We start from the raw sequence: 18,162 nt of genomic DNA, 5'->3' as shown, positions 1-18,162 counted from the left end.
GGGGGTATTTCATCAATGCGGATTATGATCGTGGACGACAACCCGGTCAACCTGATCGTCATCGAAAAAATATTGCACAACGCCGGTTACCGCAACTGTGTCAAAATGGCGTCGGCCAAAGAGATGTTCGAGCACATGCTGGCGGATAAGCCGCTTCCCGGCTACGAGCCGGTGGACTTGATCCTGCTCGACATGATGATGCCGGAGATCGACGGCATCGAAGCGACGCGGCGCATCATGCGGACGGAAAAGCTGAAGGACATTCCGGTCATCATCGTCACCGCGCTGGGCGATTCGGCCAAGCTGGCCGAGGCGCTCGACGCCGGCGCGACGGACTACGTCATCAAGCCGATCAACAAAACCGAGCTGCTCGCCCGCATCCGCTCCGCGCTGCGGCTGAAGTTGGAGCTCGACTGGCACAAGGACCGCGAGAAGAAAGTGCAGGAGGAGCTGGAATTGGCCCGGCAAGTGCAGCGCAGCGTGCTGAGCGATCCGGTCGATACCGCCAAACTCCGGATTCGGGCGTCGTACGCCCCGTCCTCCGAGCTCGCCGGCGACATGTACGCCTGGTTCGCGATCGACGAGCATCGGTACGGCGTGATCGTGCTCGATATGATGGGGCACGGCATTTCGTCTTCGCTCGTGTGCATGTTCATCGCTTCGGTCATGCAGGATGCGATCACGCGCCGCGTCGATCCCGAAAATGTGATGCGCGAGCTGAACCGTTATATGCACCGGCTGTATAACCGCGAGCAGTTTCTCCATTATTATTTCACGGCTATCTATATGGTCATCGACACCGAGCAGCGCACGATCGATTATGTGAACGCGGGGCATCCGCCCGGCCTGCTGGTGTACGATTCGGGCAAGGTCGAGCGGCTTGCTTCGTCGACTTGCGCCATCGGTTTTTTTGAAACGATCGAAGTGACCAAACATACTGTCGCTTACGACGAGCCGCTGCGCATCGTGATGTATACCGACGGCCTGCAGGAAATGATCGCCGGCGACGAGGAGGAAGCGCTTGCGATCCTGACCGATATCGTCGTCCGGGAGCGGGAAGCCGACCCGACCGCGCTGCTGGACATGCTCGTGCCGGAGAACAGCCGCGAGCGGCAGCACGACGATATGTGCCTGGTCGTGATTGGCACTAAGGAGGGGGCGAACGGGGATGAGAATCCGCACTAAGCTGTTTATCGGCTTCGGCGCGCTTATATTCCTCATGTTCGCCTTGGCCGGCGTCGGCCTCAACCGGATGACCGGAGCCGACAAAAGCTTGAACGACAACTACAAGGAACGGTTCAACCAGGTCAAAAACGCCTATACGATCCGCAACGAAATCAGCACCGGCTCCCGTTCCATCAACAGCTTGCTGACCGGTTTGCCCGATCTTGACCGCAACCGGGAATACACTGCGCTGAACGACAAAGTGAACCGTGCGAACGCGCTGCTGAAGCAGCTCGGCGAAGGGGCCAACAGCGAACTGGAGGAGCAGCTTGTCGACCGGATTGGCAGCAAGCTGGACAGCTTCATTCGCTACAAGGACGAACTGCTGACTCTGCTTAGTCAAGGCAAGGACAAGGAGGCGCTGACTCTCCGGCAGCAAACGGGGCTAGGCGCGCTCGACGATTTGTACGGAGCCATCGACGAACTCAGCCGCTACAACGAGCGGGCGATGGACCAGACGCTGGAGGACTCCCAGGACCGCAACCGGGATACGCTGGCGGTAACGGGGCTGCTGACGATGGTCGGTTTGCTGCTTGGCATCGGCATCATGTTCTGGATCATTTTCAGCATTACCGGCGGGTTGAACTATTTTGCCCGGATGATTACGGACTTCGCCCAAGGCACGGCCGACTTGTCGGCGCGCATCCCGCTCAACCCGAAGGACGAGATCGGCGAGCTGGCCATCGTCTTCAACCGGATCGCCCGCGAGCTGGAGGAGAAAACGGCGCGCGAGCGCGAGCTGGCCAAAGTGAATGAAGAGATGGCGTGGCTCAAGTCGAACGTCGCCCAAATGACGATCGAGCTGCAGGAACTGGATGACGTCCAGGCTGTTGCCTCGACGTTTCTGCGCAAGCTCGCGCCGCTGGTCGGTGCGAGCTGCGGCGCGTTATACGTGCTTGAAGACGCGGACGGCGACGACGGCGAAACGAGCGCCGAAGCGCGGCAGCTCGTGCTGAGCGCCGCCTACGCGCGCCGTGGGGGAACGGAGCCGGCGCCCCGCTTCGCGCTCGGCGAAGGATTGATCGGCCAGTGTGCGCTTGAGCAAGCGCCGATCGAGCTGAAGGACGTGCCGCAAGGCTACGTCGGCATCGTGGCCGGGCTCGGCGCCATTGCGCCGGCGACGCTGCTCGTTTACCCGGCTTGCGCGCAGAACGAAACGATTGCCGTGTTCGAACTTGCCGCCGCCGGCGCGCTGCATCCGCTTCACCGTCCGCTGCTGGAGCAGCTGGCCGGCAATCTCGCCGTCGTGCTCGGCAATATCCGCAGCCGCAACCGGATGAGCCGGCTGCTGCGCGTGTCGCAGGCGCTGACCGAAGAGCTGCAGACGCAGTCGGAGGAGCTGCGGATGACGAACGAGAAGCTGGAGGAGCATACTCACGCGCTGCTTCATTCCGAGGATATGCTGCAGCGGCAGCAGGAAGCGCTTGAAATCAGCAACGCCGATCTGAAGCTGAAGACGATGCAGCTCGAGGAGCGCATCGAGGAAGTGCAGCAAAAAAACCGCCAGATCGAACAGTCGAAGCGCGACCTGGAGCGTCAGGCGGCGAAGCTGGGCCTGATCTCCAAGTACAAGACCGAGTTTCTCGCCAACATGTCGCACGAGTTGCGGACGCCGCTGAACAGCCTGCTCATTTTATCCCAGCTGCTGGCGGAGAACAAGGAAGGCAACCTGCAGCCGAAGCAGCGCGAATACGCGTCGACGATTTACTCCTCCGGCCGCGACTTGCTCAAGCTGATCGACGAAGTGCTGGATTTGTCCAAAATCGAAGCGGGCAAAATGGACGTCTCCCTCGATTTGCTGCCTATTCGCGATGCGGTCGAGTTTATCGAGTCGAGCTTCCATCCGGTGGCCCGCAAGAAGTCGCTTGACCTGAGCGTGCTCGTGCGCGAAGGCGTGCCGGCCGGCATATGGACGGATAGCCATAGGGTCAAGCAGATTGTGCGCAATTTGTTGTCGAATGCGTTCAAATTTACTCGCGAGGGCGGCGTTACCGTCGAAATCCGTCAAGCGGACCGGGAAGAGAAGGCGACCGCCGGAATGGCGGACGAAAGCGCGGTTCTCGCCATTTCCGTGACGGATACGGGCATCGGCGTGCCGCGCGAGAAGCAGGCGCTGATCTTCGAGGCGTTCCAGCAAGCCGACGGCACGACAAGCCGGCATTACGGCGGCACCGGGCTCGGCTTGTCGATCAGCCGCGAGCTGGCGCGGCTGCTTGGCGGCGTCATTACGCTGTGCAGCGAAGAAGGGCGCGGCAGCTCGTTTACGCTGTATTTGCCGGAACGGACCGCGCCGCCGGCGGCGGAAGACACCGGCGTACGCGAGGATAAGCAGGCGCCGCCCGCCGGGCTGCCGGCCGGCGCTGCCGCGGCGGCCGCCGCCGATGCAATCGTCGGCTTGCCCGGCCGGCGCGCGGACGAGATCAAAGCGCTGCCGGCGCCGCTGCCGCGGCCTGACGCAGGCGAAGCGCTGCAAGGCAAACGCGTGCTGCTCGTCGACGACGACATGCGCAACGTATTTGCCATCGGCAGCGCGCTGGAGAGCGCGGGGTTGCTCGTGTCGTTCGCCGACAACGGCGGCGACGCGCTGCGGCGCATCGAACGCGACCCCGCCGCGTTCGATCTGGTGCTGATGGATATTATGATGCCGGGCATGGACGGCAACGAAACGATTCGCGCCGTCCGCGCCTTGCCGGATGGCGGCGCGCTGCCGATCATCGCGATTACGGCCAATTCGCAGGAGGCCGACCGGCAAGCGAGCCTGGCGGCAGGCGCTTCCGGCTTCCTGCAGAAGCCGGTGCAGGCGAGCCGCATGTTGGCGCTGATGGCGGAGTTGATCGGCAGGACGGACGACTGATACGCAAGTTGGGCTCACTTGTATGGTCTATTCAACCAAATCAGGGAAAAATTATTGCACACTGCGACACAATTTTCCTTTTTGCTGCGAATATTATGGTTAACCGATAGGCCCGCGTACGGACAACGCTGTTAGCTCGCGTTCACAAAGCCGGCTTTTTGAACTGCCGCTATATTTTGCGCAGAAGTGAGGTGAAAGGATGACCGGACATTCGGCCGTATCCATCCTGCTCGTGGACGACCATCCGGAAAACTTGTTGGCGCTGGAAGCCGCGCTGGCGGAAGAGCAATACCGCCTGGTGAAAGCTTATTCCGGCGAAGAAGCGCTCAAATGGCTGCTGAAGGAGGAGTTTGCCGTCATCGTGCTGGACGTGCAGATGCCGGGCATGGACGGCTTCGAAACGGCGCGATACATCAAATCGCTGGAGAAAACCAAATGGATTCCGATCATCTTCATCTCGGCGGCCAGCAAAGACGAACAACATGTCTTTACCGGCTATTCGGTCGGCGCGATCGATTATATGGTCAAGCCGTTTTCGCCCCATTTTCTGAAAGCGAAGCTCGCCGGCTTCGTCAGCCTGTACCAGGCCAACCAGCAACTGCTGCAGCAAACGGAACTGCTTCACCAGAAGACGGAAGAGCTCGAACGCACGAACAAGGCGTTGGTGCGCACGGCCGGCGAATTGTCCCGCGCGGAAGCGATCGCCCGCATTATCGGCGAAACGTCGATCGACGCGATGATTATTTTCGATGCGAGAGGGCGCATCGTGACGGCGAATCCGGCGGCGGAGCGCATGTTCGGCTATCGCGGCGACGAGTTGATCGGCCGGCCGATCACGCTGCTGCTGCCGACGATTGCCGAACGGGAGAACACGCCCTTTTCGCTGGACTGGATGCACGGCAAGTACGCCAACGGCAAAACGACGGAAGTGACGCCCGTGCGCAAGAACGGCACCACCTTCCCCGCCGAGCTGCAGATCGGCGAAACGACGATTGAAGAAAGTCCGATGTATGCCTGCACCATCGGGGACATTACCGAACGCAAGATGGCCGAGCAGGAGATGGTGGCCGCGAAGGAAGCCGCGGAAAGCGCGGCGAAAATCAAGTCCGACTTCCTTGCGACGATCAGCCACGAAATCCGCACGCCGCTGAACGGCGTCATGGGCATGACCGATCTGCTGCTGGAGAGCGCGCTGGACAGCGAGCAGCGCGAATATGCGCACATGATTCGCACCAGCGGCGAAACGCTGCTTGCCGTCATCCGCGACATCCTCGACTATTCCAAAATCGAATCGGGCAAGCTCGAGCTCGACGAGCAGCCGTTCGACGTGCACGCCTGCATCGAAGAGACGTTTCAGCTGTTTACGGCGCAAGTGCGCGAACGCAATCTGGAAATGTCGCTGCAGCTAAACGAGCGCATTCCCCCGTGCATCGTCGGCGACGAAGTGCGGCTTAGACAAGTGCTCATCAACCTGATCGGCAATGCGGTCAAGTTTACCGAAGCGGGAGGGGTCTACGTTACCGTCGGCTGGCCGGAAGGAACGGCGCAAGATGCGGTTCAAGGCGACGACGGACAACCGTTTCTGCTGGAATTTGCCGTGCGCGACACCGGAATCGGGATCGATCCGGAGAAAGTCGACCGGCTGTTTCTGCCGTTCTCGCAGCTTGATGCCTCCATGACGCGCAAATACGGCGGCACCGGGCTGGGTCTGGCCATTTGCAAAAATCTGGTGCAATTGATGGGCGGCGACATTCGCGTCGAACCGGCCGAAACGCGCGGGGCCTTGTTCCGTTTTACGATTCGCACGCGTTGTTGCTGAACGGCTCAGCTTCCGGCATTTTTGCGGACGTTCGGCTTGTTCATCGATTCGTTTGCGGCTCGCTGCACGATTGTTCCGGTTCGGCGAATGATATTGTTGGCATGCACGGTGATCGGCACGGTGCGGAACGTTTCGTCCCAATCGTCGATCTGGCGCCACAAGCCGGGATAACGACGGTGAAACACGCTGCCGAAGCCGAAGATGTCGGTGCCGAACTCTCGCTGCAGTCGTTTGATCGCACTGTCGACGATGTCGTGCAGCTTTTCATCGCCCATTTGTTTGATGGACGCCAGCGTGGCGGTTTTGGACAGGTCGAGATCGCATTCCATGGCGGCAACGTCCACTTCCAGCCGCAAGTATACGTCGAACGTTGGTTTGCCGTCCCGTACATGCGCCTGAATTTTGGAAGTGGCATTCACTACTTCCAGCGATAAATTGCCCCCGTTCGGGCACGGCAAAAAAGCCGACGATCGGCTGACAGAGCCTTGAACGTAGTTGAGCGCTTTCGTCTCCCCTTCGCTGATCCAGCCGACCATGTGCTGATGCTTAAAGACGGCCATCCCCGAAAATTTCAGCGCCGCCCGCGGTTTGATATGCTGACCGTTCTGGACGTTGTCGATCTCGGCATCCTTTCCGATGATCGATACGCCGGTCAGCGCGGCGTTTTTTCCTTCGGTGTTCAAATCGTCAAGCAACTGGTCAAAACGGATTTTTCCGGTCGCCGCCCACAGCCTGTCGGACGTTTCCAGCATCGTATACAAGTTGTTCGCCTGGATCGGGTCCACCATCATATACGTCTGCAAAATCTTGGCCGCGCTCGTCCCATGCGCCACCTCCAGAAAAAAATCGGTGCGCAGCGCCGAATTGCGGGCAATAAAGTCAAGCGGATTGCCAATCCCTTCCCGGGCGATATCTTCGCCGAGCACAATGACCCGCACATGGGAGTACAGCAGCTGCCGCGGCGCCTTCATCGTCATGCGGCCGAGCGCTTCCGGGATCGTGGCGCCGGATTCCTCGTATACGAGCACAGGGGAGTTGTTGCCGGACGGCATTTCTTTGGATGCGGCCTGGCTCGGATTGACGATTTGCACCGTGACCCGGTAAGCGCCGCGATCCGACTTGTCGATGCCGATGCCGGTAACGATGCTGAGGTTGTTCAATTCATGCCGGTCCCAGCAGCCGGGCAACACCAGCAGCGCAATAACCGCGCCTAATGCCGTTATGGCATGCCGCATGAGAGGCACTCCTTTCGGCCTACGTTTTTCGCTTCTTCTGCCGAACGATATTTCGCGGATACAAGCTGTACGGACGCTTCAACATGCGCGAAAACGGCAGGCGGAGCAGCGCATCCTTCTGATCGGAACGGCGAAACGGAGCGAGCGGCGCCATATAAGGGATGCCGATCGATTTCAGCCCGCACAGGTGGACGATGACGACGATCAAGCCGATGAAAATGCCGATCAGGCCGAAGGCGGCGCCAAGAATCATCATGCCGAAGCGCAAAATGCGGGCGGCGATGCCGAGGTTGAACGCAGGCAGCACGAAGTTGGAGATGGCGGTGATCGACACGACGATCACCATCGCTGCGCTGACAAGGCCGGCTTGCACCGCCGCCTGCCCGATGACCAGCGTGCCGACGATCGAGATCGACTGCCCGATCGTGCTGGGCATACGCACGCTCGCTTCGCGCAAAATTTCAAACGTTATTTCCATCATCGCCGCTTCGACGAACGCCGGGAACGGAACGCCTTCGCGCTGGCTGGCCAAGTTGTACAGCAGTGTGGTCGGCAGCATTTCCTGATGAAAGGTGGAGATGGCGATATACAGCGAAGGCGTCAGCGTCGCCAGCAGGAACGACAGGAACCGCAGCAGCCGGACCAGCGAGGAGAAGTCGGAGCGTTGGTAGTAGTCTTCGCTGGATTGGAAAAACTGGACGAACAGCGCCGGCACAAGCAGCACGAACGGGGTGCCGTCGACCAGCAGGGCGACCCGTCCTTCCAGCAGGCCGGCCGCGATGACGTCCGGCCGTTCCGAGTTGAAGACGGTCGGAAACAACGTGATCTGTTTGTCCTGTACGAATTCCTCCAGATAGTGGCTTTCCAATACGCCGTCGATGTCGATCGTATCGATCCGCCTGCGCACTTCTTCGACGATGTGCGGGTCGGCGATGCCATGCAGGTAGGCGATGGCGATTTCGGTTTTGGTGACGCGGCCGACGCGCCGGCCTTCGATCCACAGCGACGGATCGTTGATCTTGCGCCGCAGCAGCGACGTATTCCACTCGAGCACTTCCGTGAAGCCTTCCCGCGGCCCGCGCACGACGGATTGCACGTTCGGCTCTTCCACCGGCCGGGCTTTCGGTGCTTTCGTGTCCGCGGACAGCGCGGCGTCGCAGCCGTCGACGAACACGATCGTATTGCCCGACAGCAGCCGCACGAACAACTCGTCGAAGGTGCGAACCTCCTGCACTTCGCCGTGAGCGGTCGCTCTGGCCCGGTAGTGCTCGAACAGCTGCGCGGCGTCCGTCGGGGGAGGCTCGGCGCTGCCTGCAATCGTCAGCGATTTGATCGTGCCTTCCGTAGCCGTCATGCCTGCGATATAAACCGCGACCGCGCGTATGCTTGCGCCTTCCGCGTCGTCTTGGCCGATTTCCCGGCATTTGACGTCGCTGCTGCGGCCGATTTTTTGCAGGAGCAGCTCCAGATTGGTGGCGAGGAGAGGGCTTACCGTATCTCCAGGCATCGAACGTTCCGGCACAGGTTCATCCCTCCTGTTTGTTTGCGGTCAAACGCGCGCCCGCCTGCCGCGAATGAAGGAGCCGGCCAGCAGCAGCAGCGGCAGCACCACCATGAACAGGATCGCCAGCGGCGCCCAGGTGCGGGCGATCATTTCGCGCGCATAGACGATATTCGGGTAGCAGGCGAGCGAAAGGGCGATCATGACGGCGGCAAGCGGCCACAGGAAAGGCCGTTCGTCGCGCAAGCGCAGCAGCTGCGCCATTCCTTTTACCGAAGCGTGAAACGTAAGCGTCAGCTTCATAAAAATCGACAGCACCCACAACAGCATCATGCCGACCTCCAAACGCTGGAAAAATTCGCCGATGCTGATATGTTTGGCGATGTAATAGGCGGGAAACAGCTGATTGCCCGTCACCGGCGCGCCGATGACGAGGATGATCGCGGTTGTCGTCAATTGCAGGATGGCGCTGCCGATCAGCGTTCCAACCAGGAAGCCGCGCTTGCGCCCGGTACCTTTGACCACATTCGGGTAAAACATCAGCATGATGACAAGCTCTTGCAGCGTCATGAACGTAAAGCCGCTTTTGACGCTGGGCATAATGCCGCGTTCGAGCGCGGGAAGCACGTGGGCAGCCTGAAATTCCGGCACGGACGGCAGAAATATCATCAGGAACAGCACAATCATGACGGCGTAAAATAGCTCCGCAGCCATCGAATATATCGCAAGCCCCGCACGAACGGTAAAGATGACGGCTGCGGCGAACAGCAGCTCCGAAGCTTCGATCGGCGTGTCGGTCATAATTTGCGAGGTCAGGAAAAATCCCATATCGCCGATCAGCAGCGATGCCAGCAGAAAGCAGAAGCAGATGAAGGCCAATGCCAGCGCTTTGCCGACCCACTTGCCAAGCGCAAGCTCGCAATATTCCACGATCGAGCGGTCGGGATAACGTTCCGCGAGCGCGATATAAAGCCAGACGAGCAGCACGTCCATGGCGATGCCGATCAAACTGGCGAGCCAGGCATCCTGCTTCGCACCGTGAGCCAGTCCGCTTGGCGCGATCAGGATGGACGTTCCCACGGTGAAGAAGGCGACCAGAATCATAAACGAACGCGCCTCGATGACGGTGTTGTTCACCGCGCTTCTCCCCCTCTGTGACTGTGATTGCGCGCATGGCACGATAGCCGGGCGGCAGTTGAACGGGATTATTCCGCGGCGCCATATATGGCTTCGCTCACCGGCTTCAGAGCGGCTTCGATCCAATCTAACGGGTTCGGCAGTTTGACATGAAGCGCAAGCGGGATGCCCGCTGCCAGCGATGCGGCGACAAGCAGGCTGAACACCGCGATTTCCTTGTATTGTTTGTTCCTCCGCATGGCGGGAAGCTCCAGCCACACGTAGCCGATCGTAAGCAGTACAATCCCCGAAACGGCCCACATGCCGGCGCCTCTCTTCTGCCAGCCGCAACCGGGGGCGGCCGGCGATAGTTTCCATTCCATACAGTCATGTTTTGCCAATGAGCGCCATATTATTCGTTGTTGTGCACTTCCAGCCGCTGCAGAGGCAGTCTCCGGCACCAACTGGTTCAAATTGGCGAAATGGGGTGAAGAAATTAGGGTCTGGCAGAACCGGGCATTCGCCGGTTCCAAGAAATGAACGGGAGGAACGCGAGATGAGGAGAACAAAAGAATGTGTAGCCATGCTGCTTGCGGGCGGGGAGGGACGCAGGCTCGACGCGCTGACGGAACGGTTGGCCAAGCCCGCGGTCCACTTCGGCGGCAAATATCGGATGATCGATTTTGCGCTGAGCAATTGCGCCAATTCGCAGATCGATACCGTCGGCGTGCTGACGCAATATCAACCGCTCGCGTTGTCGAGTCACATCGGTTCGGGGGCGCCCTGGGAGCTGGATCGTCGGGACGGCGGCATCACGATGCTGCCTCCGTTTGCCGGCAGAGACGGGTTGTGCTGGTACAAAGGCACCGCAAGCGCGGTTTACGAAAATTTCGCTTACCTCGAACAATATGCTCCGAAGTACGTGCTGATCCTGTCCGCCGATCACATTTACCAGATGGACTATCGCCCGCTGCTCGATTTCCATAAAGAGAGCGGGGCGGACTTGACGATCTCTTCCATTCGCGTCGGCCGCGAGGAAGCGAGCCGATTCGGCATTATGTCCGTAGCGGAAGACGGGCGCGTGACCGAATTTGCCGAGAAACCGGCCAAACCCGCCAGCGACATTGCCTCGATGGGCATTTACGTCTTTACATGGGATAAGCTGCGCGACGCGCTGGAGGAAGATGCGCAGCTGCTTTCCTCCAGCAACGATTTCGGCAAGGACGTCATTCCGCTGATGATCGCCGGCCGCAAGCGGGTGTATGCCTACCGCTTCTCCGGGTATTGGAAAGATGTCGGCACGATCGACAGCTTGTGGGAAGCGCATATGGATCTGATCTCCGCCAATTCGCCGCTGCGGCTTGGCAGACGCGACTGGCCGATTCGCACGCCGCTGCCGTCGCTGCCGCCGCACTATATCGGCGATAGCGGAGCGACGCGGCAATCGCTGATCGGCGAAGGCTGCATTGTCGAAGGTACGGTCGACCGTTCGGTCGTTTCGTACGATGTCGAAATCAAACCGGGCAGCCTTGTCGTCGATTCCGTCGTGATGCCGGGAGCCGTAATCGGCCGCAACGCCACGCTGTACAAAACGATCGTCGGCGAAGGGGCGATCGTCGCGGACGGCGCCGTCATCGGCGACTCTACCTGCGGCACGGTCACCGTGATCGGCCACCACGAGCACACGCCGCGCAAGCCGGAACTGCGGCCGGTGGCGATTGCATCGGCGCCGCAAACGGGAGCGGGAGCAAGGTTGTCGCGAATCGGATAAAGGTCATCGGCTTCCGTGAACGCAAGTTTCACGGGAGCCGATTGTGGTTATAGAGGATGTAGACGTATGGGGCTTCAGGAGAAGCGGAAAGGCGGGGGGGATGAAAATGATCGCAGCTTCTGCTATGCTAGGGAAAGAACGAACGCCGGGGGTGAACGGGATCGTGTCAGGCAAACAATTCGGCGTCGGTTATGAAGAAACACCGGCAAGTCGGGTAATGCTGCTGCGCGGCGAGCTGGATTTGTCGGCAGCCGCGTACTTTCGTTCCATTATCGAACCTGTGCTGGCGCAATTCGACAAGACGCTCGTTTTTGATATGCGGGATTTGACTTATATGGACAGTACCGGTATTGGCATCGTCATTTTTGCATTGAAAGCGCGCGCCGACCATCCGGGCTCGTTCCGCATCGAACAAATCCCGGGCAAAATCAAACGGCTGTTCGATTTGACCGGCATCAGCCGTTTTTTGGACGGCGCAGGCGACGGCGGGAGGTAGCGCGGAGTGGAGCCAGCAACTGTAAATTTGACGATCCCGGCCAAAGCGGACTGCATCGATGTGGCCAGACTGGCGTTGTACGGCGTTGCGACGCGAATGGGTTATTCGTTCGAAGAGATCGAGGATATGAAAGTAGCCGTTTCCGAGGCGTGCAACAATGCGGTGCTGCACGGCTACGGCGAAGAGATCGGCCGGATCGAGCTGACCTTCGAAATGCTGGAGGATCGGCTGCGCATTTCCGTCGCTGACGACGGCGGCGGCGTGCCGAGCGACTTGCGCGTGCCGCGGCAATCGCCGCTCCTGTCCGGCAGCTTGTCCGAAGTCGAGGAAGGCGGGCTTGGCATCTTCCTCATGCAGGCGCTGATGGACGAGATGGAAGTGAACCTGCGGCAGTCCGGTACGGAAATCGTCATGACCAAATATTTGCCGCAGCCGAATTGAGGCGCGGCGGTGTCCGTCATACCAAAACCCCAACTGCACGAGGCAGTCGGGGTTTCGTTTTGTGCTATGGCAGCGGTCGATATTCATTCAACCGAGGAATGCTTTGAGCATCCAAACATGCTTCTGCAGCGACGCCTTGACGCCGGTCAGCATGTCCGCCGTCGGCGAATCGTCGTGTTCTTCGCTGATGCTGACGCCTTTGCCCAGTTCGTCGATAATCGTTTCGAAATCGGCGACCACTTGACCGACCATGTCCGTCTCCGTCTTTTCGCCGCCGGCTTCCTTCAGCGACGATTCGGCCAGCGATTCCTTCAACGTGGCGATCGGTTTGCCTCCCAGCGACAGTACGCGTTCCGCGATCGTATCCAGATGCTCCGCCGCTTCGTTGTACAATTCCTCCAACTTGACATGGAGCTCGAAGAAATGTTTGCCTTTGACGTTCCAATGGTAGTTGTGCAGCTTCATGTAAAGCACCGACCAGTTGGCGACCTGTTTGTTCAGCAGGTCCAAGACCGCGTTGCTCTGCGCGCGGGGCGCTTCCTTCAGATGTTGTGCCATGGGTTTGTCCTCCTTCGGCTATTGAGATGCTAAGCTATTCTTATTATACCATCGGAACCGGGCGTTGAAACGGCGGAGATATGAAAAATGCCGCCCCTTTTTGTTTCATTTGCACAAAGCCGGGGTAAGGATAGGAAAGACAAGGCGATGCGCAAGGGAGGAATCGGCATGGTCATCCAGATTAGCGCGGCGCTTGCGGCCGTATGCTTCGCGGCGCTGGTGGTTTATCTTATTCGTACGTTGCGCACGGTGGACGACACGCTGCAGAAGGCCAATCGGCTCATCGACGATACGAAAGTCCAACTGGGCGAATGGAACGAGGAAGTGCAGCGGATCGTTCGCGCCGGCGAAGACGTGATCGGCGACGCCCAGACCAAGCTGCGCACGCTCAACCCGCTGTTCGAAACGGTGCAGGAAATCGGGCTTGCCCTGCACGACGTGACGGCTTCTCTGCGGCATGTGTCCGCCGCGGCGGCGCAGGCGATCGCCCGCGGCAGCCGCCATGCGGAGAAGCTGGAGAACAGCGAAAGCGCCTTTCTGCGCGGCATCCGGCTGCTGGCCGCCGCCGTGCGTATGGTAAGATGATAGCTAGAGGAACAAGCCTATAACGGAAGATGGAAATCGGGATAAAGGAGCGGTTATCGCGCATGAAGGAAGAAACGACATTCGAGATTCGGCAGGAGAAACGCGGCAGCGAGTGTATCGTACATTTGAGCGGGAAGCTTGATTTGTCCAAAGCCGCCGAGCTGCGGTCGGCGGTCGATCCGCTGCTGGCGCGCACGAACGACACGCTGCGGCTTAATTTGCGTCACCTCGATTACATCGACAGCACCGGGATCGGGCTGATCGTCACCATGCTCAAAGCCAGGGACGAGCGCCAGGCTCCTTTTTTCGTGGACGAAATTCCGGCCAAAATCAAGCGGTTGTTCGACATCACGGGATTGACCGGCCATTTGCAAAGGAGCGAAACATCCTCATGAACGATAACAAAACGCAAGTGCGGGTAATCATTCCCGCTTCGGCTGAACATATCGATTTGATCCGTTTGACCTTGTACGGCATTGCGACCAAGCTTGGTTTCTCTTACGAAACGATCGAAGACATGAAGGTGGCGGCGGCGGAGGCTTGCAACAATGCCGTGCTGCACGCTTATGGCGACCACGAGGAAGGCGAAATCGAAGTCCGGTTCGAGTGGGACGACGACTCGTTCCACATCGTGGTGAAGGATGAGGGGCGGAGCTTCAATTTTCGCGAGCATGCGGATGGCCGGGAAGCGTCGCTGGAGGGCAGGCCGCTGCAGGAGCTGCAGGCCGGCGGACTCGGCATCTACCTGATGCAGGCGCTCATGGACGATGTGCAAGTGAGCACGGCATCGGGAACCGAGGTGACGTTGACCAAACGGCTGGAACGAAATGAGGTTTTGACATGAATGTGCCGTTGCACGAGCAGATTGCGGCTTATCAGGAAACGGAGAGCGAGGAGCTGCTGATCCCGCTGCTGCGCCAATTCGAGTCGATGGTCAAGATGGCCGCCGGCAAAATGTCGCGCAACCGTCCCGACCTTTACGACGATTTGACGCAAGTCGGCAGTATGTCGCTGCTGCGGCTGTTCAAGCAATTCGACGCTTCCTACGGCATCCCGTTCGAGGCTTATGCGATGAAAAGTTTGATCGGGCACATGAAAAATTATTTGCGCGACAAAGCGTGGTACGTGCAAGTGCCGCGACGGATCAAGGAGAAGGGGTTGCTCGTCCAACAGGCGATCGACACGTTAACGATGGAACTGGAGCGTTCGCCGCGCGTTGGCGAAATTGCCGAACGCCTCGAACTGTCGGAGGAAGAAACGATCCAGGTGCTGGCCGGCCGCGAGTGTTACCAGTATGTGTCGCTCGATACGCCGCTGTCCGGCGACGAATCGGGTTCGACGATCGGCGATTTGATCGGCTCGCGTGACGATGAATATGCGACGGTGGACAACCGACTTGACATTCAGGCGGCGCTTGGCGAACTGAAGGAAGAGGAGCAGCAGGTGATTCAGCTGGTATTTGCGGAAGGGCGGTCGCAGCGGAGCATCGCCGATGCGCTGGGCATCTCGCAGATGAGCGTGTCGCGCATCCAGAAGCGGGCGCTCGACAAGCTGCGCGGCAGGCTGCTCCAGGATCGGGAAGAACGAATGGCGGCGGACCGGTAAGCTCCCCGGCGGGGAGTTGCCGATCCGCCGCTGTTTTGTTGGTGACGGGTACTATCTCTCAGATATCAGATTGCGCGGACGACTGCGTGTGCAACATATGGAGCCGAACTGCTTGGTGAGCAGGTTGTGCAGACTATGCGTAAGCGTTGAAACAAAGTGATGTGATGTGCGGGAGTGTGAGTTTGTTCCGTCCGTGGTAGGCTGTCGATTGCGTTATCGGGTTAATAATTTTTTCAGCAGTCTGATATCCAGTGCGTTATCTTCTACGGTTGCAGGTTTGTGATGAAGCGAAGGGGTGAATGCACTGTTGCGCACGACTTGCTCGAAGGTAACGTCCAGTTTCTTCTCGACGCGGGCAAGCCCTGCCGACAGTATATCGAATTTGGTATCGAACTTGGCATCCAGTTTGGCGATATCGTCCTTGGTGGCCATGCCGTCCATACGAACTGTCATTTCATCCATGCAGGTTTCCAGTGTCGAAAGCTTGTCCACGATAAGATGCAGCAATTGTTCGCTCATGGGTTCCTCCTTCAAGTGGGAAAATATAGAACATGTGTTTGTATGAAATATATCATAGATGGGGGAAGTTGGAAAGAGGAAATGAGTAATTGGTGCCAGGGCTCGACACCATTCGCTATAAAGCGGTTGCAGCGCCGATCGGCCAACTGTTTCAAACTGGGCGGTGCCGGTTAAATACTAGTACGACAGCAATTTCAGCGAAAAGGCGGTGTGAGTCATGACGGTGAAGTACGCGGTGAACTGCTTTGACAGCGAGGTATACGTCTATCAGGAAGATCCGTCGACGTTTCATGTCAACATTCAATCGTTTTCCCGTCCGCTCGGCCAAGGCAACAAGCTGGAAACATTCGGCACGGAGTGGCAGGCGATCGAAGCGGCCAAACGGTTTTGCCAAATGTACGCGGCTGCCAAGGAGAAGGGCTACTACTTGAAGGAACGCCACTTCATCAAGCCGGAAAGGGAAACGATCCCGATTCGTCCGATGCTGGCCTCCGGCGTAACCGTCGACGATTTTGTCGTATTGATCAGCAACTGATCAAGTTTCATCGCACAGAATGACAAACCAGCGGCTCCGGCGCTCAAGCTCCTAATGGGACTTGAGCGGCGGGGGCCGTTTTTAATGCGTCAGAAGAGTGAGAGACTTGCCGCCATATGCCATGTAAAAGTCGCAGGGAACGCGGGAGACGCAAGGGCAAGGGGACGCAGGAAACTTGGGGAAGGCGAGAAACGCAGGAAGCCCGGGAGACGCAAGGAACCACCACTACCCACCACTCCCAACTAGTCAGATTACGTTTTATTTGATAGTAAAGAATTTATAAGTTTCGGGGTGGGGACAGGATTTTGCAGGCGTGCTGGCGCCATGAAGCGCAACCAAACTCCACGCATCAGCCGTTGCGCGGAAGGGCTGCTCCCCCGATCGCTTGTTGTTTTCGGATGCCGGGAAACAATTGGACCAAGGCAACCATTCGAAAACAAAGATACTTGCACGCTACTGCAGGAAGCAGAACCTGGCGAGCCGCCCCCTTAGTGGCCCGATTGATTGCTTGGCAACCCAAATAGCCCATGAATAATTGCCTATTTGCCCCCTATCGCCCGGCTCGACGGAAATAGCCAGTGAAAACACTGGTTATTTGCCCGTGATCGCCTTCAAATCGGCACTTTCAAGCGAAATAGTCAGTGATTTCGCTGGTTATTTTGAAGAGGTTGCCCGTTTTTGGCGAAATAGGCAAGAAAACATGGCCTATTTTACAAGGTGATAGTTGGCGGACGGGGAATGGCGCGATTGAAGAAAAGTGTCTGCTCCATGAGCGGCGCTCCTGCCCACAAGGCCAGCCTTCTTTTGCATCAGCCCGGCTCCACTGGAGGCTTGGCAGTTGCCGGCCAAGCCAGATTGAAGGCGCGGCATTGCGTTTGCGCCGATGGCCGCGGGGCAAATTTCTTGCCCCGGCTCAGGTGCCGGCGGCGGTTTAAGCGGGAATTATCGGCTTAAATATATGGAGAGATGATCAGCATACCGGCGAAATGACTTGGGACGGTTTGTATAGTGCTTAATCGGCCGAAATCGACCTGTTTGCCGCGCTAACGGTTCCAGGAGTGGCTATTTCGCAAAAAACAGTCGCATTCGGAGTAAAATCGGCTAATAAGCGCAACTGAAACCGTTAGCGGCGAAAAGTGGGCGAAATGCACAAATAAGCTCGCTCCAAACCGTTAGCGCGACCAACTGAAGCGAAGCACGCCATTTCGCGAAAGCGATTTCGCGCCTGCTTCCGGCGTAGCACCGCCAGCCGCCGCCAGCGGCGCGCCCGCTCAACCGCCGCCAACTCGCCGCACGGCACTGCCGCCGCCTGCAGCGCCGCAGCGCGCCCGCTCAACCGCGTCGCCCCGCCGCACGGAACAAAAAAAACATGCGCCCGGGGAGCTTGCCCCGCGCGCATGCGTTGTGCCGGCTATTGCATCGGATCGGGCACCATGCCGTCCGCTTTGACTTCGGCGTTCGTCTTCATATTGCCCATCTCTTTGCCGAGCTGCCTCATCTCCTGCTCGTCCTGGGCCATCGAACCGTTGAGGTTCGCCTCCAGCTTGGCCGACGTGCTGGCCGGCCGCGGCTCGGAGTGAAGCAAATATTCCGCCGCTTCCAATAGCTTGCATTCGGCTGCGGTCATAATGTGCAGCGGAATGCCTAAATCGCCGCACTGAAACGCGGCTTCCGAGAGCTTCACCAGTGTCCGCCCTTCGCGGCTGGTGAAGGTGGTCAACTGCAGCGGATACTCCAGCTGCGTCGTGCTGTCCCGCAGCGAAATCCGGTACAGCGTGCGGTCGCGCGCGCCGATCGCAACGAATCCGAGGCCCGTGAGCGTATTATGGACGAAGGCGAACGGCCGCATGATCGTGATGTGCTGATATTTTTTTCTCATGATCGCACCTTCCTTTCCCATAAG

18 protein-coding genes are annotated in these 18,162 nt (G+C 58.7%); 11 read left to right on the top strand and 7 right to left on the bottom strand.

The window, feature by feature from the left end:
* Positions 1–15: 15 nt before the first annotated feature.
* The 3 genes from EXY20_RS30425 to EXY20_RS30415 all read left to right on the top strand — a co-directional run bounded on the left by EXY20_RS30425 (position 16) and on the right by EXY20_RS30415 (position 5,897).
* Positions 16–1,185 carry a SpoIIE family protein phosphatase gene (locus EXY20_RS30425; RefSeq protein ID WP_135556193.1) on the top strand — a complete coding sequence of 390 codons (1,170 nt, stop codon included), beginning with the start codon at positions 16–18 and terminating at the stop codon, positions 1,183–1,185.
* Positions 1,169–4,078, top strand: coding sequence for an ATP-binding protein (locus EXY20_RS30420; protein WP_135556192.1), 2,910 nt, complete (start codon positions 1,169–1,171; stop codon positions 4,076–4,078). Before EXY20_RS30425 ends, EXY20_RS30420 begins: the two co-directional genes overlap by 17 nt.
* A 199-nt stretch (positions 4,079–4,277) precedes the next feature.
* Positions 4,278–5,897, top strand: a complete 1,620-nt coding sequence (locus tag EXY20_RS30415) for an ATP-binding protein (protein WP_135556191.1) — start codon at positions 4,278–4,280, stop codon at positions 5,895–5,897.
* A gap of 5 nt (positions 5,898–5,902) precedes the next feature.
* On the opposite strand, the gene EXY20_RS30410 is transcribed toward EXY20_RS30415, so the two are convergent.
* From EXY20_RS30410 to EXY20_RS39280, 4 genes are all read right to left on the bottom strand, one after another.
* On the bottom strand, positions 5,903–7,132 hold the full coding sequence (locus tag EXY20_RS30410; RefSeq protein ID WP_135556190.1) for a Ger(x)C family spore germination protein: 1,230 nt from the start codon (positions 7,130–7,132) through the stop codon (positions 5,903–5,905).
* Between the two features lie 19 nt (positions 7,133–7,151).
* Complete coding sequence (locus tag EXY20_RS30405) at positions 7,152–8,639, bottom strand: spore germination protein (RefSeq protein ID WP_135556218.1); 1,488 nt, start codon at positions 8,637–8,639, stop codon at positions 7,152–7,154.
* 42 nt (positions 8,640–8,681) lie between these two features.
* Positions 8,682–9,770, bottom strand: a complete 1,089-nt coding sequence (locus EXY20_RS30400; RefSeq protein WP_167859643.1) for a GerAB/ArcD/ProY family transporter — start codon at positions 9,768–9,770, stop codon at positions 8,682–8,684.
* 68 nt (positions 9,771–9,838) lie between these two features.
* A complete protein-coding gene (locus tag EXY20_RS39280; protein WP_167859642.1) occupies positions 9,839–10,072 on the bottom strand; it encodes a hypothetical protein in 234 nt (77 codons plus the stop codon).
* Between the two features lie 233 nt (positions 10,073–10,305).
* On the opposite strand from EXY20_RS39280, the gene EXY20_RS30395 reads away from it, so the two are divergent.
* The 3 genes from EXY20_RS30395 to rsbW (EXY20_RS30385) all read left to right on the top strand — a co-directional run bounded on the left by EXY20_RS30395 (position 10,306) and on the right by rsbW (EXY20_RS30385) (position 12,457).
* Positions 10,306–11,520, top strand: coding sequence for a glucose-1-phosphate adenylyltransferase (locus tag EXY20_RS30395; protein ID WP_135556188.1), 1,215 nt, complete (start codon positions 10,306–10,308; stop codon positions 11,518–11,520).
* A 106-nt stretch (positions 11,521–11,626) separates the two neighbouring features.
* Complete coding sequence (locus tag EXY20_RS30390) at positions 11,627–12,016, top strand: STAS domain-containing protein (RefSeq protein WP_235886273.1); 390 nt, start codon at positions 11,627–11,629, stop codon at positions 12,014–12,016.
* A 6-nt stretch (positions 12,017–12,022) separates the two neighbouring features.
* Positions 12,023–12,457: an anti-sigma B factor RsbW gene (gene rsbW / locus EXY20_RS30385; RefSeq protein WP_135556187.1), complete on the top strand. Its 435-nt coding sequence runs from the start codon at positions 12,023–12,025 to the stop codon at positions 12,455–12,457.
* 87 nt (positions 12,458–12,544) lie between these two features.
* Here the strand turns inward: rsbW (EXY20_RS30385) and EXY20_RS30380 are convergent, their stop codons facing one another.
* On the bottom strand, positions 12,545–13,015 hold the full coding sequence (locus tag EXY20_RS30380) for a Dps family protein (protein WP_135556186.1): 471 nt from the start codon (positions 13,013–13,015) through the stop codon (positions 12,545–12,547).
* Between the two features lie 168 nt (positions 13,016–13,183).
* Here EXY20_RS30380 and EXY20_RS30375 point away from each other — a divergent pair, with 168 nt between their 5' ends.
* The 4 genes from EXY20_RS30375 (at position 13,184) to EXY20_RS30360 (ending at position 15,205) form a co-directional block, all read left to right on the top strand.
* Positions 13,184–13,600, top strand: a complete 417-nt coding sequence (locus EXY20_RS30375) for a DUF948 domain-containing protein (RefSeq protein ID WP_167859641.1) — start codon at positions 13,184–13,186, stop codon at positions 13,598–13,600.
* Between the two features lie 62 nt (positions 13,601–13,662).
* Positions 13,663–13,995 carry an STAS domain-containing protein gene (locus EXY20_RS30370; RefSeq protein WP_135556184.1) on the top strand — a complete coding sequence of 111 codons (333 nt, stop codon included), beginning with the start codon at positions 13,663–13,665 and terminating at the stop codon, positions 13,993–13,995.
* Positions 13,992–14,444, top strand: coding sequence for an anti-sigma B factor RsbW (gene rsbW, locus EXY20_RS30365; protein ID WP_135556183.1), 453 nt, complete (start codon positions 13,992–13,994; stop codon positions 14,442–14,444). The genes EXY20_RS30370 and rsbW (EXY20_RS30365) overlap by 4 nt, the downstream gene beginning before the upstream one ends.
* Positions 14,441–15,205 (top strand): sigma-70 family RNA polymerase sigma factor, encoded by a 765-nt coding sequence (locus tag EXY20_RS30360; protein ID WP_135556182.1) that lies wholly within the window; start codon positions 14,441–14,443, stop codon positions 15,203–15,205. Before rsbW (EXY20_RS30365) ends, EXY20_RS30360 begins: the two co-directional genes overlap by 4 nt.
* Before the next feature lie 213 nt (positions 15,206–15,418).
* Here the strand turns inward: EXY20_RS30360 and EXY20_RS30355 are convergent, their stop codons facing one another.
* On the bottom strand, positions 15,419–15,724 hold the full coding sequence (locus tag EXY20_RS30355) for a hypothetical protein (protein ID WP_135556181.1): 306 nt from the start codon (positions 15,722–15,724) through the stop codon (positions 15,419–15,421).
* Positions 15,725–15,941: 217 nt separating this feature from the next.
* Here EXY20_RS30355 and EXY20_RS30350 point away from each other — a divergent pair, with 217 nt between their 5' ends.
* Positions 15,942–16,259: a hypothetical protein gene (locus EXY20_RS30350; protein ID WP_135556180.1), complete on the top strand. Its 318-nt coding sequence runs from the start codon at positions 15,942–15,944 to the stop codon at positions 16,257–16,259.
* Positions 16,260–17,670: 1,411 nt separating this feature from the next.
* Here EXY20_RS30350 and EXY20_RS30345 read toward each other — a convergent pair.
* Entirely contained in the window at positions 17,671–18,138 is a 468-nt protein-coding gene (locus EXY20_RS30345; RefSeq protein WP_135556179.1) for a hypothetical protein, read from the bottom strand.
* Positions 18,139–18,162: the final 24 nt, after the last annotated feature.

Source organism: Paenibacillus cymbidii (assembly GCF_004764705.1).
GTDB lineage: Bacteria > Bacillota > Bacilli > Paenibacillales > NBRC-103111 > Paenibacillus_AN > Paenibacillus_AN cymbidii.
Note: the sequence above shows the minus strand (reverse complement) of the source record. Positions and strands in the feature narration are given on the sequence as shown.

What these genes read in the sequence shown, in the direction of transcription:
- EXY20_RS30425 (WP_135556193.1), top strand. Translation starts at nt 16, where the DNA reads ATGCGGATTATGATCGTGGACGACAACCCGGTCAACCTGATCGTCATC.
- EXY20_RS30420 (WP_135556192.1), top strand. Translation starts at nt 1,169, where the DNA reads ATGAGAATCCGCACTAAGCTGTTTATCGGCTTCGGCGCGCTTATATTC.
- EXY20_RS30415 (WP_135556191.1), top strand. Translation starts at nt 4,278, where the DNA reads ATGACCGGACATTCGGCCGTATCCATCCTGCTCGTGGACGACCATCCG.
- EXY20_RS30410 (WP_135556190.1), bottom strand. Translation starts at nt 7,132, where the DNA reads ATGCGGCATGCCATAACGGCATTAGGCGCGGTTATTGCGCTGCTGGTG.
- EXY20_RS30405 (WP_135556218.1), bottom strand. Translation starts at nt 8,639, where the DNA reads ATGCCTGGAGATACGGTAAGCCCTCTCCTCGCCACCAATCTGGAGCTG.
- EXY20_RS39280 (WP_167859642.1), bottom strand. Translation starts at nt 10,072, where the DNA reads ATGTGGGCCGTTTCGGGGATTGTACTGCTTACGATCGGCTACGTGTGG.
- EXY20_RS30395 (WP_135556188.1), top strand. Translation starts at nt 10,306, where the DNA reads ATGAGGAGAACAAAAGAATGTGTAGCCATGCTGCTTGCGGGCGGGGAG.
- EXY20_RS30390 (WP_235886273.1), top strand. Translation starts at nt 11,627, where the DNA reads ATGATCGCAGCTTCTGCTATGCTAGGGAAAGAACGAACGCCGGGGGTG.
- EXY20_RS30380 (WP_135556186.1), bottom strand. Translation starts at nt 13,015, where the DNA reads ATGGCACAACATCTGAAGGAAGCGCCCCGCGCGCAGAGCAACGCGGTC.
- EXY20_RS30375 (WP_167859641.1), top strand. Translation starts at nt 13,184, where the DNA reads ATGGTCATCCAGATTAGCGCGGCGCTTGCGGCCGTATGCTTCGCGGCG.
- EXY20_RS30370 (WP_135556184.1), top strand. Translation starts at nt 13,663, where the DNA reads ATGAAGGAAGAAACGACATTCGAGATTCGGCAGGAGAAACGCGGCAGC.
- rsbW (WP_135556183.1), top strand. Translation starts at nt 13,992, where the DNA reads ATGAACGATAACAAAACGCAAGTGCGGGTAATCATTCCCGCTTCGGCT.
- EXY20_RS30360 (WP_135556182.1), top strand. Translation starts at nt 14,441, where the DNA reads ATGAATGTGCCGTTGCACGAGCAGATTGCGGCTTATCAGGAAACGGAG.
- EXY20_RS30355 (WP_135556181.1), bottom strand. Translation starts at nt 15,724, where the DNA reads ATGAGCGAACAATTGCTGCATCTTATCGTGGACAAGCTTTCGACACTG.
- EXY20_RS30350 (WP_135556180.1), top strand. Translation starts at nt 15,942, where the DNA reads ATGACGGTGAAGTACGCGGTGAACTGCTTTGACAGCGAGGTATACGTC.
- EXY20_RS30345 (WP_135556179.1), bottom strand. Translation starts at nt 18,138, where the DNA reads ATGAGAAAAAAATATCAGCACATCACGATCATGCGGCCGTTCGCCTTC.